Consider the following 15,780-nt stretch of genomic DNA (forward strand, 5'->3'; position numbering starts at 1 on the left):
CAGGACAGGAGATTCCTTATGCAGCAGGCAAGACGTAGGGAGCAAGAGCCGGAGCGGCTGGACACGGAGCGGTTTTCACCGGCCAATCGAAGGCGGCTGAGCCCGCCGGCATTGCGAACCTTTCTGGCGATCGCCGATCTCTGGGGCTTGAGCGAAGAGCAGCGTCTGCTCGTGCTCGGCTATCCCTCCCGCTCGACCTATCACAGCTGGGCCAAGCAGGCGCGAGAGCACGGAGCTTTCACTCTCGATGTCGATACGCTGACCCGAATCTCCGCCGTGCTCGGCATCCATCAGGCGCTCGGCGTGCTGTTTGCCGACGAACACTCCGGCGTCGCCTGGCTGCGCACGCCGCACCAGGCGCCGGTTTTCGGCGGCCACCCGCCGCTCGATATCGTCACAGGCGGAACGCAGGACGGATTAATGACCGTGCGGCGGTTCCTCGACGGTGCGCGCGGCGGGCTCTACATGCCGCCAAACCGGCTCGACGAGGCCTTCACGCCTTACGAAGACACGGACATCGTCTTCCGGTGAGCGAGCGTTTTGCCGAAGCGCCGCATCCGTCCTACCGGCTGATCCCGTCGCAATTTCCCCCGATCGGCCTGTTCGATAAGGTGGCGAGGGCGGCCGATCTTGAAGCCGTGATGGAATTGGTCGGCTGGACCAATGACCGGCTCGTCGCCGACCGCATCCGGCGGCTTCCCGAAAATGAGTGGGTCTATGGCAGTCCGAATGCCAGTATCGTGATGGCGGCATTCCTGCATGTCGCACCCGACGGCATGCGCTTCAACGGCCCGGATCTCGGCGCCTGGTATGCCGCCGACAAGCTCAAGACGGCCGCCGCCGAGGTCGGTCACCATCTCCGGCGCGAGGCTGTTGCGCGCGGGGTGGCGACCATGGCGCGCACCTATCGAAGCTATGCGTCCACCCTGATGGGCGACTATCTCGACATTCGCGGCGAACAGGCGCTACGGCCCGATATCTATGACGGCACGAGCTATGCGGCATCGCAGGTGCTCGGCGAACAGGTGCGCTCGAGCGGCGGTGCCGGCATCCTCTATGACAGTGTCCGGCTGAGGGGCGGGGTGAACGTTGCGGCGCACCGGCCGAGGAATATCCGCGACGTCGTGCAGGCCGATCATTTCGAAATCACCGTTTTCGCCGCCGACCGGCGCATCGATGTCAGGAAGCTTGCAGCCCGGCGGCGACCGACTACCACGAGGTAGACGTTAAACCGGCAGGCGCTCGGCCCATGCCTTTGCCGTCTCTGCCATTGTGGCAAGGTGATCGGCAGCGGAGAATCCGGAAATTTTCTTGCGTGGCTTGAGGTCGTGATCGCCGTCCTCGAGCCAGAGGATCTCGATGCTGTCGGAGAGATCGTAGCCCGGCACTTCATCGCGCGTGCCGAACTCGTCGCGTGTACCCTGGCAGATCAGTGTCGGCGTCCTGAGCCCCGCGAGATGGCCGGTGCGCAGCTTGTCTGGCTGGCCGGGCGGATGGAAGGGATAGCCGAGGCAGAGCAGGCCGGCGATCTTTCCCCTGTCATAGAGACGGTCGGCCACCATGCTCGCCACCCGTCCGCCCATTGACTTGCCGCCGATGATCAGCGGGCCGGAAACCTCAAGCGCGGCGATGGCTGCCTCATATTCGGGATTGAGTGTTTCGGCGCGCGGCGGCGGCTTGCGGCCTTCCTCTGTGCGGCGGGCGGCCATATAGGCAAATTCGAACCTGATGACGCGGAAGCCGGCGCCAGCAAGCGCCTCGGCCGCTGATGTCATCGATGCCGAATCCATCGGCGCGCCGGCGCCATGCGCCAGCAGGATCGTGAAGCGCGCATCCTGCGGTCCCTGCAGCATAAATCTCTCGAGCATCTACAATCCTCCATCCGCCGCCGGAACCATGTCGGCAGCCCGGACTTCTTCCCTGGAAAGGAGACAGACAATGTCGACGAATGATGAAAACGTAAAGCCCGAGCAGCGCCGTCCCAAGGGCGTCAATGCCGTTCCCGGCAAGTCGGAACCCGCCGACGCCGAATCGATGGCGCCTCCGACCGTGCAACCGGCTGGGGAGGGCGACAAAAGCGAGCGGCCGGTGGTCAATCCCGTGACCGGCGCCGCCCTTTAGCGGCCGCTCGCTAAAGATGATGCAAAAAACCCCTTGAAACGGCGAATGCAAGCATCCATATAGCGGCCCTGCCTGAAAAATGGATGCGCCCGGTATCGACGTCGTCGAGCCGTTCGCTGTCCGACAGGATAAGGGCGCTCCCCGCAAGGGTCGAGCGCCCTTTTTGCTTTTCAGGCATCAGTGCGGCCGAGCAGTTTTGGTGTGCGAGCGTGAGTACCCACCAAGATCTATATAGCACCTCGGAATCCCGAAATAAGTTGCGGCATTGAATCCTTCACTATTTCTCCGCGGCGACACGGTGCAAACCGGCCCGAATTTCGGAATCCCGAAGCGGGGGAATTTCGGGATTCCGAAGTGGGAAATTTTTCGTTGCCCTGTCGATTTCCGCTTCCGCCGATCGTCATTCTAACGATGTGCTCCAATTCACCTGTGGTCGGCACATCAGGCAACGACAGGAGGATTGTCATGGATAACAGTCAGCTGGTACCCGCCGCCGTACTCGCGGCCAAGAATGGCGTTCGTTTTCCGAATGAGAGCGAGGAATACCGCATCGCCCGCGACGCGCTGCTGGCCGAAGAGATCGAATTGCGCCGGCATATCGAGCGCGTCGCGAGGCAGCGCCGGGCGCTGCCGCCGGGCGGCGAGGTGAAAAAGGATTATCGCTTCGAAGGCGCAGACGGGCCGATCTCCCTCTCTGAGCTCTTCGCCGACAAGGAAACGCTGGTCGTTTACAGCTATATGTTCGGCCCGGAGCGCGAGCGCCCGTGCCCGATGTGCACCTCGCTGCTGTCGGCCTGGGACGGCGAGGTGCCTGATATGCAGCAGCGCGTCGCCCTTGCCGTCGTTGCGCTTTCGCCGATCGGCAGGCTGCTCGCCTTCAAGAAGGAGCGTGGCTGGCGCTATCTGCCGCTCTATTCCGATCCGTCAGGCGATTACAGCCGCGACTACCACGCCATCGGCCGGGGTGGCGGCGATGACGCGGCTTTCAACGTCTTCACGCGGCGCGACGGCACCATCCGCCATTTCTGGAGCGGGGAGATGGGGGAAGTGACGGCCGATCCCGGCGAGGATCCGCGCGGTGCGCCCGATCTGATGCCGCTGTGGACCGTGCTCGATTGCACACCCGAAGGTCGGGCGCCGGATTGGTATCCGAAGCTGTCCTATTAGGAATGAAATCGGCCGCGTCGCGTCAGCCGGTGGAGCGGTTTCTGGAGGTCTCGATCCATTCGAGGTTACTGACCGAGGCCTCCGGCAGCAGCGATGGATCGATGTCGTAGACGTAGCCGCTCAGCATGTCGGCGGCGCGTTCGGTCGCTTTGATCTTCGCCTCGGTTTCGGCGACCGCCTTGGCGATCGCCTCGATGCGGGCGCGGAACATGTGGGCGAGGACATCGCGGCCGGACTGTTTTTCGAGCCGCTCCAGATGCAGACCGACGCGCGACGCGTGGCGCTCAAGTTCGCTCTTGCTGAACCGCGCCTTGCGCAGTTCCTCCGAGAGGCTGTCCTGCATGACGGCGACCGGATCGAAACTTCCGGGCGCGCGCTCGTCGAGCACCGCGTCGGTGACCAGTTTCTCGATGATCACAAGCGCCTGCAACTCGGCGGCATCGGCGAATTCGACATCATAGCCGGTATCGTCGTAAACCTTGCGGCGGACCGGGTCGAGAAGCAGCGCATAGGCTTTCTGAAGATTGTCGAAGGTTTGCGAATCGCCGCCCGAATCCGGGTGGGCAACCTTGGCCAGGCGCCGATAGGCGGCCTTCAACTTTGCCTCGTCCGCATCGCGTTCAACACCGAGAATATCGTAGGGATCCGTCACGCCTGCTCCATTGCTACCCGGCACGTCCGGACAGTCTAGGTCTTCTTCTGCATCAGCAAGGCGAAGTTTAGACCAAAAGCAGGAATGACGTCCATGGCCTGAAATCGCAATTGCCGCTGCGAAAGCTGAAGAATTTTTTAGATTGTGAAATTCTTTCAATCGCTTACGCGAAGATCAGGGTGTGGTGATCGAGACGAGATAACATCTGGCCTTGCCATTGAAATCCAGTGCGGTTCCAGCCGCATCCGTCATCAGCAAGGTATCGCCGGCCGAGAGCGCGCCGCTTTCGCCGCCGTGCCGGAACGACAGCGCGCCGCGGTGGCAAAGCAGCAGGCATGTCGACGAGGTCAGCGGCACGGACTCGCCGCCATCGATGTCGAGGCGGATCAGCGTGTGGGCGAGACCGTCGCGGCGCGTCATGACGTTGAGATCGGTGATCGCGCCGTCCCGGAGCGTGGCGGTGACCGGGATATCCGCCGGGAAGGCGAGGGGATCGCTTGCCGTCGTCAGCAGCACCGGCGCGCGGCCCTCGATGTCGAGCGCCATGCCGTTGCCGTCGAGGAGCGCCAGCGTCCGGTCGATGCCGGGGAAGATCGAAAACGGCCCGTCGGTTGCGACAGTCGCCATGCTGACGCGCCAGTCGAAGCCGGCAAGAGCGGCATCTTCTGGCGAAACGGCGATTTCCACCGTTTCGCCGCCGCCGTTCTTCCACGGCATGCGCTTGTAATCGCCGGCGCGCAGGATCCTCACGAGGCTCAGTTCCCGAGAATGCCGGGCAGGCGCAGGCCCTTGTCCCGGGCGCAGTCGATGGCGATGTCGTAGCCGGCGTCGGCGTGGCGCATGACGCCGGTCGCTGGATCGTTCCAGAGCACGCGCTCGAGACGCTTGGCCGCATCATCGGTGCCATCCGCGCAGATGACCACGCCGGAATGCTGGGAGAAGCCCATGCCGACGCCTCCGCCGTGATGCAGCGACACCCAGGTGGCCCCCGAGGCGGTGTTGAGCAGGGCGTTCAGCAGCGGCCAGTCGGAGACGGCGTCGGAGCCGTCCTTCATCGCTTCGGTTTCGCGGTTCGGCGAGGCCACGGAGCCGGAATCGAGGTGGTCGCGGCCAATGACGATCGGCGCGGAAAGCTCACCATTCCGGACCATTTCATTGAAGGCCAGAGCCAGGCGGTGACGATCGCCGAGGCCGACCCAGCAGATGCGTGCCGGCAAACCCTGGAAGGCGATGCGCTCCCTGGCCATGTCGAGCCAGTTGTGCAGGTGGGTATTGCCGGGGGTCAGCTCCCGCACCTTGGCGTCTGTCTTGTAGATATCCTCCGGATCGCCGGACAAGGCGGCCCAGCGGAAGGGGCCGATGCCGCGGCAGAACAGCGGTCTTATATAGGCAGGCACGAAGCCCGGGAAGGCGAAGGCGTTTTCGAGGCCTTCTTCCTTGGCGACCTGGCGGATATTGTTGCCGTAGTCGAGCGTCGGGATGCCGGCATTCCAGAAGGCGATCATCGCTTCGACATGTTCGCGCATCGAGGCGCGCGCGGCCTTTTCCACCGCCTTCGGATCGCTCTCGCGCTTTGCCTTCCACTCGGCCATCGTCCAGCCCTTCGGCAGGTAGCCGTTGATCGGGTCGTGCGCCGAGGTCTGGTCGGTGACGATATCGGGGCGGATGCCGCGGCGAACCATTTCCGGCAGGATTTCGGCGGCATTGCCGAGTAGGCCGACGGATTTGGCCTCGCCCGCCTGGGTCCAGCGGTCGATCATTTCAAGCGCTTCGTCGAGCGTTTCGGCCCTGGCGTCGAGATAGCGGGTACGCAGGCGGAAATCGATCGAATCGGGATTGCACTCGACGGCGAGGCAGCAGGCGCCAGCCATGACGGCGGCGAGCGGCTGGGCGCCGCCCATGCCGCCGAGGCCTCCGGTAAGGATCCATTTGCCCTTGAGATTGCCGCCGTAATGCTGGCGGCCGGCCTCGACGAAGGTCTCGTAGGTGCCCTGGACGATGCCCTGCGTGCCGATATAGATCCACGAGCCGGCAGTCATCTGGCCGTACATGGCAAGGCCCTTCTTATCCAGCTCGTTGAAATGGTCCCAGGTCGCCCAGTGCGGCACCAGGTTGGAATTGGCGATCAGCACCCGCGGCGCATCCTTATGGGTGCGGAAGACACCGACCGGCTTTCCGGACTGCACCAGCAGCGTTTCCTCTTCCGTCAACGTCTTCAGCGTCGCGACGATTCGGTCGAAATCCTCCCAGGTGCGGGCGGCTCGGCCGATGCCGCCATAGACGACGAGCTCATTCGGATTTTCGGCGACGTCGGGATCGAGATTGTTCATCAGCATGCGCAACGGCGCTTCGGTCATCCAGCTCTTGGCATTGAGATCGCTGCCGCGGGGAGCGCGGATTTCGCGGATGTTATGGCGTGGATTGGTCATGACGGTTCCCTGTCGACTGATCGTTATCGTTTGAGGCCAGGTGCGATCTGTTCAAGGCGCACCAGAATGTTTTTGAGATGGACGCGAAGCCGGTCCGCCTTGGCGCTGTCATAGGCAAAGGGCGGCCTCTCTGTCTGGAGATGCGTGGATTGCGCGAGCTCCATCTGGATGGCGTGCACGCCGGTCTCGGGCCGGCCGTAATGGCGGGTCGTCCAGCCGCCCTTGAAGCGGCCGTTGAGCACGCTGTCATAACCTTCGGCCGCTTCGACCACCGTCAGCACCGCCTGCTCGATGGCGCTGTCGCAGGTCCTGCCCATGTCGGTGCCGATGTTGAAATCCGGCAGCTTGCCTTCGAACAGGAAGGGGATATGGGATCGGATGGAGTGGCAATCATAGAGGATGGCGACGCCGTGGAGTGCTCGCACACGCTCGATCTCGGCGGCAATAGCCGCATGATAGGGCTCATGAAAATCCCGCAGCCGTGCAGCGATATCTGCCTCGTCAGGGGCCTGCCCGTCGTTCCAGATCGCCCTGCCGTCGAAATCCGTTTCAGGGACAAGACCGGTGGTGTTCTGGCCGGGGTAAAGGCTGACGCCTTGGGGATCGCGGTTGGCGTCGATCACGTACCGATGGAAGGTGGCACGGACCGTGGTGACGTCATCGAGCAGACCGTCATAAAGATGGTGGATGTGCCAGTCGGTATCGGCGAGAATTCTGCCATTGTCGTTGAGGCGTTCGGCGATGTCAGGCGGCACCTCGGTGCCGGTGTGGGGGAAGCCGAGGATGATGGGCGAGGTGCCCTGGCGGGTTTCGAAGACGGGGGTGCTCATGGCAATAACCCCTCCCCAACCCCTCCCCACAAGGGGGAGGGGCTAAGGCCAGCCTTACGCTCCGTGTTCAAGAACGACCGCTGCGAGGGCCGCAGATTAAGCCCCTCCCCCTTGTGGGGAGGGGTTGGGGAGGGGTTTTTTTCGTTCACTATCATCTCAGCCCTCCAAAACCGGCAGAACGCCACTCGAAACCGAGGCATTCAGCGCCCCCGTCGCCACCAGTTCGGTGGCGGCGGCGAGGTCGTTTGCCATGTAACGATCGACGTCGAGGCTCGGCACCTTGGCGCGGATCGCGGCGATCGCCTTGCGAAGCTCCGGGCTTGTCGCCAACGGCGCGCGTAGCTCGACGCCCTGGGCGGCGGTCAGCGCTTCGATGCCGATGATGCCGAACAGGTTTTCGGTCATCTGCAGGAGGCGGCGGGCGCCGTGGCAGGCCATAGAGACATGGTCTTCCTGGTTGGCCGAGGTCGGCGTCGAATCGACCGAGGCCGGGTGCGACATCTGCTTGTTTTCCGACATCAGCGCCGCCGAAGTGACCTCGGCGATCATCAGACCGGAATTCAGGCCCGGCTTTTTGGCGAGAAAGGCCGGCAGGCCGTAGGAGAGGGTGGGATCGACCAGCAGCGCGATGCGGCGCTGCGAGATCGCGCCGATTTCGCAGATGGCGAGCGCGATCTGGTCGGCGGCGAAGGCGACCGGTTCGGCGTGGAAATTGCCGCCTGAGACGACGGAGTTGTCGGAGAGCACCAGCGGATTGTCGGTGACCGCATTGGCTTCAATCTCCAGTGTGCGGGCGACCGAGCGCAACAGATCGAGGCAGGCGCCGTCAACCTGCGGCTGGCAGCGAATGCAATAGGGGTCCTGCACCCGCTCGTCGCCCTCGATATGGCTCTGGCGGATGACCGATCTTTCGAGCAGGGCGCGAAGGGCGGCTGCCGTGTCGATCTGGCCCTTGTGGCCGCGCAATGTGTGAATGTCCGGGTGGAAGGGCGCCGAGGAGCCCATGGCGGCATCGGTCGACATGGCGCCGGTGATGAGGGCGGCCTGGGCGGCGCGGTGGGCGCGGAAGAGGCCGGCGAGCGCCAAGGCCGTCGAGGTCTGTGTACCGTTGATCAGGGCCAGGCCCTCCTTGGCGGCGAGCACGACCGGTTTCAGGCCGGCTCTTTCCAGAGCTTCGGCGCCGAAAAGACGTTCGCCCTCGAAGAAGGCTTCGGCCTCGCCCATCATCACCGCCGCCAAATGGGCGAGCGGCGCGAGATCGCCGGAGGCGCCGACCGAGCCCTTTTCCGGGATCAGCGGGATGACGCCCTTATCAAGCATGCCTTCGATCAGCCGCACCAGCTCCAGCCGCACGCCGGAGGCGCCGCGCCCGAGCGAGACGAGCTTCAGCGCCATCATCAGCCGGACGATATTGTCCGGCAGCGGAGCGCCGACGCCGCAGCAGTGCGAGAGGATAAGATTGCGCTGCAGGGTGGCGACATCGGCGCTGTCGATCTTGATCGAGGCGAGTTTGCCGAAGCCGGTATTGATGCCGTAAACAGGCGCATTGCCGGCGGCGATTTCGGCGATGCGGGCGGCAGCCTTGTTTATGCCGGCATCGAAAGCGGGATCGAGCCTTGCCGCCTCGCCTGTCCAATAAATCGTCTCGAGATCCTGGAGCGAGACGGAGCCCGGGTGGAGGGTGATGGTCATCGGCCGTTCCTTTCGCCCTTGAAGACACGTTCATGAAGCGGATTGAAGCCGATGCGGTAGACGAGCTCGGCGAGACTTTCGACATTCCAGACGGCGAGATCGGCCGATTTGCCGGGCTCGATCGTTCCGGTCTCGGCGATGAGGCCGAGCGCGCGGGCGCCTTCGCGCGTGGCGCCGGCGATGCATTCGTCGACGGTGAGGCCGAACAGCGTCGCCGACATGTTCATGGTCAGCAGCATCGAGGTCAGCGGCGAGGTGCCGGGATTGCAGTCGGTGGCGATCGCGATCGGCACGCCCGCCTGGCGCAGCGCATCGACCGGCGGCTTCTGCTTCTCGTGGATGGCGTAAAAGGCGCCGGGCAAGAGCACGGCGACAGTGCCGGCTGCAGCCATCGCGGCGACGCCATCTTCGTCGAGATATTCGAGATGATCGGCGGAAAGCGCGCCGTAGGATGCGGCGAGCTTGGCGCCGCCGAGATTGGAGAGTTGCTCGGCATGCAGCTTGATCGGCAGGCCGAGCGCCCTCGCCTTGTCAAAGACGCGGGCGATTTCGGTCGTGGAAAAGGCGATCCCCTCGCAGAAGCCGTCGACCGCGTCCGCCAGCCCGAGATTGTACACGTCATCAAGGCCGGGCAGGACGACTTCGTCGAGATAGTCGCCGTTGCGGCCCTTGTATTCCGCCGGTGTCGCATGCGCGCCGAGATAGCTGGTGGCGACGCGCACCGGCCTGACATGGCCGAGCAGGCGGGCGCTCTGCAGCATCTTCACTTCGCCGATCCGGCTGAGCCCATAGCCGGATTTGATTTCGACTGTGGTGACGCCTTCGCCAAGCAGCGTATCGAGCCGCGGCAGCGCTTCGGCGACGAGTTCTTCGACCGACAGTGCATTGGTCGCCTTGACCGAGGAGACAATGCCGCCGCCGGCCCGCGCGATCTCTTCATAGGTCGCGCCGGCAAGGCGCATCTCGAATTCGCGGGCGCGATTGCCGCCGTGAACGATGTGGGTGTGGCAGTCGACGAGACCGGGGGTGACCCAGCGGCCCTCGAGGTCGACGATCTCGGATTGCTCGATAGCGGCGGCCGGTAATTCGCTTTCGGCGCCGGCATAGGCGATGCGGCCATTTTCAGTCAGCACGGCGCCTTTTTCGACGATGCCGAGCCCCGCTTTCCCAGGCGCCAGCGTCGCCAGTCGCGCGTTGCGCCACAACACCGGCCGGATGTCGGCGGATGAGGCTTCCTCTGAGAAAATGTTCCCGGTCATCACCTTTGCGCCTTTCCTTATGCCGAAACATGTATATACATAATCAACAGGTGACAAGAGAAATTTTGCGCGCTTTTCTGGAAAAGAAAGATCGGCGGCGCGGCAGGAGGAGAAGAAGGCCATGACCATACTTCACGCAGAGACGGCGCTGACGCCGCAAGGCTGGCGGAAGAACGTGCGAATGACGCTCGAGGCCGGCCGCATCGCCCGGTTCGAAGGCGACGTTGCCGCCGCGCCCGGCGATGAGCGCCATGCCCTGATCGTCCCCGCGATGGGCAACCTGCACAGCCATGCCTTCCAGCGGGCGATGGCCGGTCTTGCCGAAGTGCGTGGGCCTGCCAATGACAGCTTCTGGAGCTGGCGCACGGTCATGTACAAGTTCGCTCTGGCGATGACGCCCGACCATGTCGAGGCTGTCGCCGCCAAGCTTTATGCCGAGATGCTGGAGGCAGGTTTTTCCCGCGTCGGCGAATTCCACTATCTCCACCATGACCGGGATGGCGGCGCTTATGCCAATATCGCCGAGCTTGCCGAGCGCATCGGCGCGGCAAGCGTGGAGACCGGCATCGGCCTGACCCTGCTGCCGGTCTTTTATGCCCATTCCGGCTTCGGCGGTGCAGCGCCGATCGACGGCCAGCGGCGCTTCATCAATTCGCTGGAAAGCTTCGAAACACTGATGGAGGGGTGCCGGGCGCTGACCGGCCGGCTCGACGGCGCCGAGCTCGGGCTTGCGCCGCACAGCCTGCGTGCCGCAACACCCGAAGAATTGACGAAGCTCGTAGCGATGGCGGGCGACGGCCCGATCCATATCCATGTCGCCGAGCAGGTGAAGGAGGTCGAGGACTGCATCGCCTGGTCGGGCGCCCGGCCGGTGGAATGGCTGCTCGATCATGCGGAGGTTGGCGAACGCTGGTGCCTGATCCATGCAACTCATATGACCGAGGACGAGACGCGGCGGATGGCGAAAAGCGGCGCGATTGCCGGCCTTTGCCCAATTACCGAAGCCAATCTCGGTGACGGCGCCTTCGCCGCGCCGCTTTTCCTTCAAGAGGGCGGGCGTTACGGCATCGGTTCGGATTCAAACGTGCTGATCTCCGTACCAGAGGAACTGCGCCAGCTCGAATATTCGCAGCGCCTGGCGCTTCGCGCCCGCAATGTCGTCGCAGCCCCCGGCGGTTCGACGGCGCTTTCGCTGTTCATGAACGCTCTTGCCGGCGGCGGCGCCGCGCTGAAAGCGCCGGCCGGTCTCCGCGAGGGCCATCACGCCGATCTCGTTTCGCTCGATATTTCAGCCGTTCCCTATCTCTCCGGCGACCAGATCCTCGATCACTGGCTGTTTGCCGGCGGCATCTCCGTCGATTGCGTCTGGGCGCGCGGCCGCAAGCAGGTGGCTGGCGGTCGCCATGTCGGGCGCGATGCTATTGACCGACGTTTCCTTGCCGCGATGAGGGAGTTGCTGGCAGCCTGAAAAAGCGCTTTTCCTGTCAAGCTATTCGAACTAGAGCGGGGAGACCAATCGGAACGTGGCGATGAACCAAAGCAGGGATCTGACCTTGCACCAGCGCATCCTGGGTGAGATCGAGGGCCGTATCGTCTCGGGCGAATGGCCGCCGGGGCACCGCATTCCCTTCGAGGTCGATCTCGCCACGCAGTATGACTGCTCGCGCATGACGGTGAACAAGGTGCTGACCCAGCTCGCCAAGGCCGGGCTCATCGAACGCCGCAAGAAATCCGGCAGCTTCGTCACCCAGCCGCAGGCGCATTCGGCCGTGCTCGAAATCCACGACATCAAAGCCGAGGTGCAGTCGCTGAGCCTGCCTTATTCCTATTCCGTTTCCAAAAAAACGAGCCGCAAGGCGAAGGCGGAAGACAGAACCCGACTGGAACTGCCTGTGGCGTCTTCGGTCGTCGAGGTCGTCTGCGTCCACAATGCGGGTATTCGGCCCTTCTGCCTGGAGGAGCGGCTGATCAGCCTTGAAACCGTGCCGGAAGCTGCTGATGCCGATTTTCTGACCGTGGCACCAGGGCCGTGGCTGCTCAACCAAGTGCCGTGGAGCACGGCCGAACACCGGATCCATGCGGTCTCCGCCAGTGCCGAGGTGGCTGCGGCGCTCGACATCGCACGCAACACCGCCTGCCTGGTCGTCGAACGCCGCACCTGGAGCGGCGCTGGGCCAGTGACCCATGTGCGCTTCACCTATCCCGGCGATCGCCACGCGTTGGTGGCGCGTTTCACGCCGGCGTCACAATAGGTTCCATATACAAGATATGAGCTGTTTTACTCTTCGAACATCTTGCCGCTGCGTGCTTCCAGCCGGTAGCGATAGCCCGGATAGACGAGGCGGGCGGTCGAGACGACCTGCTTTGCCGACCATGTGCGCCGGCGGATCGTCAGGCACGGCTCGGTCTTGAGGATGGTGAGCAGCTTGCATTCCCATGCCTGCGGCATCGCCGCCTCGACAACGTGTTCGGAGCCGCTGAGCGGGGCCGCGGCCGTCAGGTAGGCGTTCGGCGTGAGCGTCGTGAAGTCCTGCTTGAGATAGTCGGGGGCGGCCTCCGGGTGGACGAAACGGTCCTCGATCTGCACGGGAACGCCGTTTTCGCTGTGTACGATCAGCGAATGAAAGACCGCCGCGCCGATTGCAAGCTCCAATGCGTCGGCAATCTCTGGAGAGGCGGTTTCCTGGGCGAGGATGACGACGGAAGCCTCGTGCACATGGCCGCGTTCGGCGATTTCCTCGGCGATGTTGCGCACCTCGAACAGCGCCGAATAACCCTTGCGTTCGGCGACGAATGAGCCGACGCCCTGGATGCGCACGAGTTCGCCCTCGTTGGCGAGTTCGCGCAGTGCCCGATTGGCGGTCATCTTGCTGACGCCGAGTTCGACGACCAGCTCGTTTTCCGACGGCACGCGATATTTCGGCGGCCATTCGCCGCTGTGGATGCGGTCGAGGATCACCTGCTTGACGCCTGCATAGAGCGGCGTGCTGTCATTACCCGCCAGCTCGCGCTTCATCTCGCCGGACCGCTTCATTGCCTATTCCTTTTGCACGGATGCAATTCGCCACATAAATCGACTTTCCTCTTGCATATCACAAATTATCTCATATGGTACCATATACAACCTCCCGATCAGTCCTCGATGAAAAATAGGATGGAACGGGCAAGCCGGCGGAGATCGGCCTGGTGCCGCAAGGTCTGTTTTCAACTCCAGAGGAGAATTCATTCGATGAAATTCAGCGCAATTCTTTTTTGCGGCGTCGCCGCTCTTTCCGCTTTCGCAGCCCCCGCCTTTTCCAAGGACTGGACGAAGGCGACCATCACGCTTGAGGGCGCCTATGCGCCGTGGAACCTCACCAATGCCGACGGCACGCTCGGCGGCTTCGAGCCGGAGCTTGCCAAGGTGCTCTGCGAGCGCGCCAAGATCGAATGCACGCTCGTCGCTTCCGACTGGGACGGCATGATTCCGGCGCTCAACGCCGGCAAGTTCGACGTCATCATGGATGCGCTGTCGATTACCGAAGAGCGCAGGCAGGTGATCGACTTCACCGTTCCCTATGCCGCGACGCCCGCCGCCTTCGCCACGGCCAAGGACAGCCCGCTCGCCAATGCCGCCGGCACCGGCGCCACGATCAAGATGACGCCCGGCCAGACCGGCGTGAAGGAGATCGAGGCGCTGAAGGAGTCGTTCAAGGGCAAGACGATCGGCATTCAGGCGGCGACCGTTTACGCCAAGTTCGTCTACGACAATTTCGGCGACATCGCCGAGATCCGTGAATACAAGACCGGCGCCGATCGCGACCTCGACCTGCAGAACGGCCGCATCGACCTCGGATTCGACGATGCCGTCTATTTCGCCAACGCCTTCCAGGCCGCCAATGGCGCGCTCGCCTTCACCGGCCCTGAGATCGCCGGCTCGATATGGGGCGAGGGCGAAGGTCTCGGCATCCGCAAGGCCGATACCGACCTGCGCGACAAGTTCAACGAGGCGATCAAGTCGACGCTTGCCGACGGCACCGTCAAAACCCTTTCGATGAAATGGTTCAAGATGGACGTCAGCCCGCAGCAATAAGCTTCCGGCCATTTGGCCGCCGGCACCGGTCTCCGGCTTTATCGCCGGGGACCGCGTGTTATTCTCAATCCATTAGATACTGCCACGGACGGGGAACGGACGACATGGCAAGCTTGGAACTGCTCGGCTTCGGCTCGACGGGATGGGGCGCGCTGCTTATTCTCGCCGCCTTGATGACGCTCGCCGTCACGGCGACGGCGATGGCAATCGGCGCGGTGCTCGGCGCGATCGTCGCGGCAGCAAAACTATCCGGCAATCCTTTCCTCGTTACGCTCGGCAATGTCTATACGACCGTATTTCGCGGCGTGCCGGAACTGCTCATCATCTATCTCATCTATTTCGGCGGCTCCTCGGCCGTCACGTCGATCGGCAAGGCGATGGGCTACGATGGGTTCCTCGGCCTTCCCTCTTTTGCCGCCGGCGCGCTTGCCGTCGGCATCATCTCCGGCTCCTATCAGGCGGAAGTGTTTCGCGGCGCCTTCCTCGCCATCTCCAAGGGCGAGCTTGAGGCAGCCTCGGCGATCGGCATGCATCGCGCCATGCGCTTTCGCCGCATCATCATGCCGCAGGTGCTTCGCTTCGCCATTCCCGGCCTCGGCAATGTCTGGCAGCTCAGCCTCAAGGACTCGGCGCTGGTCTCGGTCACCGGCCTTGCCGAACTGATGCGCACCAGCCAGGTGGCGGCGGGTTCGACCCGGCAATATTTCCTGTTCTTCATCGCCGGCGGCTGCCTCTACCTGATCCTGACCAGCCTTTCGGACCGCGTCTTCAACGGTGCGGAACGCCGCGCCAACCGCAGCATGCCGGCATCGGCCATGGGCCAGGCGTAAGGAGGCGACGATGGATTTCACCTTTCTCGCCTCGACCATGGTCACTTTGCTCAAGGCCGTGCCGACGACGCTGGTCCTGTTTTCGCTGTCGATCTTCTTCGGCGGTCTGCTGGCCCTCGTCATCGTCTGGATGCGGGTCAGCGGCAACCCGGTGCTTTCGGGCTTCGCCAAGGGCTATATCTTCGTGTTCCGCGGCTCGCCGCTCCTGATCCAGATGTTCCTGGTCTTCTATGGCCTCGGCCAGTTCGGCGTCATCCGCTATTCCTTCCTCTGGCCGTTCCTGCGCGAGCCGATGGTCTGCGCCGTGCTGTCGCTGGCGCTTTGCACCGCCGGCTACACGGCGGAAATTTTTCGCGGCGGTATCCGCGCGGTGTCGCCGAAGGAGATCGAGGCGGCGCGCTCGATCGGCATGTCAGGCTTCCTGCTGGTGCGCCGCATCCTGGCGCCGATCGCCTTCCGCCACGCGCTGCCAGCCTATTCCACCGAGATCGTGCTGATGATGAAGTCCACGGCGCTCGCAAGCCTCGTCACCGTCTGGGAAGTCACCGGTGTCGCCCAGCGACTGATCTCGCAGACCTACCGCACGATGGAAGTCTTCCTCTGCGCGGCGATCATCTATCTCGTGCTGAACTTCATCGTCCTGCAGGGCATGGCCCTGCTCGAATATTCGCTGTCCCGACACCGCCGCGCGGCCCCGCAGCCGTTGAAAGCATAGGCAGTTTTGAACT

Annotated in this window: 17 protein-coding genes; 9 read left to right on the forward strand and 8 right to left on the reverse strand. The window is 63.5% G+C overall.

Annotated elements, in window-relative coordinates; translation table 11 throughout:
- The first annotated feature begins 18 nt into the window (after positions 1–18).
- Together GA0061105_RS14760 and GA0061105_RS14765 are read left to right on the forward strand one after the other, a co-directional pair.
- The gene (locus GA0061105_RS14760) at positions 19–531 is read left to right on the forward strand and encodes an MbcA/ParS/Xre antitoxin family protein (RefSeq protein ID WP_064695583.1); all 513 of its coding nucleotides are present in this window, start codon (positions 19–21) and stop codon (positions 529–531) included.
- Positions 528–1,223 carry an RES family NAD+ phosphorylase gene (locus tag GA0061105_RS14765; protein ID WP_092751062.1) on the forward strand — a complete coding sequence of 232 codons (696 nt, stop codon included), beginning with the start codon at positions 528–530 and terminating at the stop codon, positions 1,221–1,223. Before GA0061105_RS14760 ends, GA0061105_RS14765 begins: the two co-directional genes overlap by 4 nt.
- A gap of 3 nt (positions 1,224–1,226) precedes the next feature.
- Here GA0061105_RS14765 and GA0061105_RS14770 read toward each other — a convergent pair whose 3' ends face one another.
- The gene (locus tag GA0061105_RS14770; protein ID WP_092751064.1) at positions 1,227–1,868 is read right to left on the reverse strand and encodes an alpha/beta hydrolase family protein; all 642 of its coding nucleotides are present in this window, start codon (positions 1,866–1,868) and stop codon (positions 1,227–1,229) included.
- Positions 1,869–1,938: 70 nt separating this feature from the next.
- Here GA0061105_RS14770 and GA0061105_RS14775 point away from each other — a divergent pair, with 70 nt between their 5' ends.
- Entirely contained in the window at positions 1,939–2,121 is a 183-nt protein-coding gene (locus GA0061105_RS14775) for a hypothetical protein (RefSeq protein WP_092751066.1), read from the forward strand.
- A gap of 465 nt (positions 2,122–2,586) precedes the next feature.
- A complete protein-coding gene (locus tag GA0061105_RS14780) occupies positions 2,587–3,288 on the forward strand; it encodes a DUF899 family protein (RefSeq protein ID WP_092751068.1) in 702 nt (233 codons plus the stop codon).
- Between the two features lie 22 nt (positions 3,289–3,310).
- Here GA0061105_RS14780 and GA0061105_RS14785 read toward each other — a convergent pair whose 3' ends face one another.
- The 6 genes from GA0061105_RS14785 to hutI form a co-directional block, all read right to left on the reverse strand.
- Positions 3,311–3,940 carry a J domain-containing protein gene (locus tag GA0061105_RS14785; RefSeq protein WP_064695577.1) on the reverse strand — a complete coding sequence of 210 codons (630 nt, stop codon included), beginning with the start codon at positions 3,938–3,940 and terminating at the stop codon, positions 3,311–3,313.
- Positions 3,941–4,114: 174 nt separating this feature from the next.
- Positions 4,115–4,690 (reverse strand): HutD/Ves family protein, encoded by a 576-nt coding sequence (locus GA0061105_RS14790; protein ID WP_092751070.1) that lies wholly within the window; start codon positions 4,688–4,690, stop codon positions 4,115–4,117.
- A 5-nt stretch (positions 4,691–4,695) separates the two neighbouring features.
- Positions 4,696–6,369: a urocanate hydratase gene (gene hutU, locus GA0061105_RS14795; RefSeq protein ID WP_092751072.1), complete on the reverse strand. Its 1,674-nt coding sequence runs from the start codon at positions 6,367–6,369 to the stop codon at positions 4,696–4,698.
- Between the two features lie 23 nt (positions 6,370–6,392).
- A complete protein-coding gene (gene hutG, locus GA0061105_RS14800) occupies positions 6,393–7,199 on the reverse strand; it encodes an N-formylglutamate deformylase (protein ID WP_092751074.1) in 807 nt (268 codons plus the stop codon).
- 156 nt (positions 7,200–7,355) lie between these two features.
- Positions 7,356–8,891 carry a histidine ammonia-lyase gene (gene hutH, locus GA0061105_RS14805; RefSeq protein ID WP_092751076.1) on the reverse strand — a complete coding sequence of 512 codons (1,536 nt, stop codon included), beginning with the start codon at positions 8,889–8,891 and terminating at the stop codon, positions 7,356–7,358.
- Complete coding sequence (gene hutI / locus GA0061105_RS14810) at positions 8,888–10,150, reverse strand: imidazolonepropionase (RefSeq protein WP_092751434.1); 1,263 nt, start codon at positions 10,148–10,150, stop codon at positions 8,888–8,890. Before hutI ends, hutH begins: the two co-directional genes overlap by 4 nt.
- 121 nt (positions 10,151–10,271) lie before the next feature.
- On the opposite strand from hutI, the gene GA0061105_RS14815 reads away from it, so the two are divergent.
- Positions 10,272–11,618: a formimidoylglutamate deiminase gene (locus tag GA0061105_RS14815; RefSeq protein ID WP_092751078.1), complete on the forward strand. Its 1,347-nt coding sequence runs from the start codon at positions 10,272–10,274 to the stop codon at positions 11,616–11,618.
- A 61-nt stretch (positions 11,619–11,679) separates the two neighbouring features.
- Complete coding sequence (gene hutC, locus GA0061105_RS14820; protein ID WP_064695571.1) at positions 11,680–12,402, forward strand: histidine utilization transcriptional repressor HutC; 723 nt, start codon at positions 11,680–11,682, stop codon at positions 12,400–12,402.
- 26 nt (positions 12,403–12,428) lie between these two features.
- On the opposite strand, the gene hutC (GA0061105_RS14825) is transcribed toward hutC (GA0061105_RS14820), so the two are convergent.
- Complete coding sequence (gene hutC / locus GA0061105_RS14825; RefSeq protein ID WP_064695570.1) at positions 12,429–13,184, reverse strand: histidine utilization transcriptional repressor HutC; 756 nt, start codon at positions 13,182–13,184, stop codon at positions 12,429–12,431.
- A 195-nt stretch (positions 13,185–13,379) separates the two neighbouring features.
- Here hutC (GA0061105_RS14825) and GA0061105_RS14830 point away from each other — a divergent pair, with 195 nt between their 5' ends.
- The 3 genes from GA0061105_RS14830 (at position 13,380) to GA0061105_RS14840 (ending at position 15,767) form a co-directional block, all read left to right on the forward strand.
- Positions 13,380–14,222 carry a transporter substrate-binding domain-containing protein gene (locus tag GA0061105_RS14830; RefSeq protein WP_092751080.1) on the forward strand — a complete coding sequence of 281 codons (843 nt, stop codon included), beginning with the start codon at positions 13,380–13,382 and terminating at the stop codon, positions 14,220–14,222.
- Positions 14,223–14,326: 104 nt separating this feature from the next.
- The gene (locus tag GA0061105_RS14835) at positions 14,327–15,052 is read left to right on the forward strand and encodes an ABC transporter permease (RefSeq protein ID WP_092751082.1); all 726 of its coding nucleotides are present in this window, start codon (positions 14,327–14,329) and stop codon (positions 15,050–15,052) included.
- A 10-nt stretch (positions 15,053–15,062) separates the two neighbouring features.
- A complete protein-coding gene (locus GA0061105_RS14840; RefSeq protein ID WP_092751084.1) occupies positions 15,063–15,767 on the forward strand; it encodes an ABC transporter permease in 705 nt (234 codons plus the stop codon).
- Positions 15,768–15,780 lie beyond the last annotated feature (13 nt).

Origin of the sequence: Rhizobium aethiopicum (assembly GCF_900094625.1) — a bacterium.
Taxonomy (GTDB): Bacteria; Pseudomonadota; Alphaproteobacteria; order Rhizobiales; family Rhizobiaceae; genus Rhizobium; species Rhizobium aethiopicum.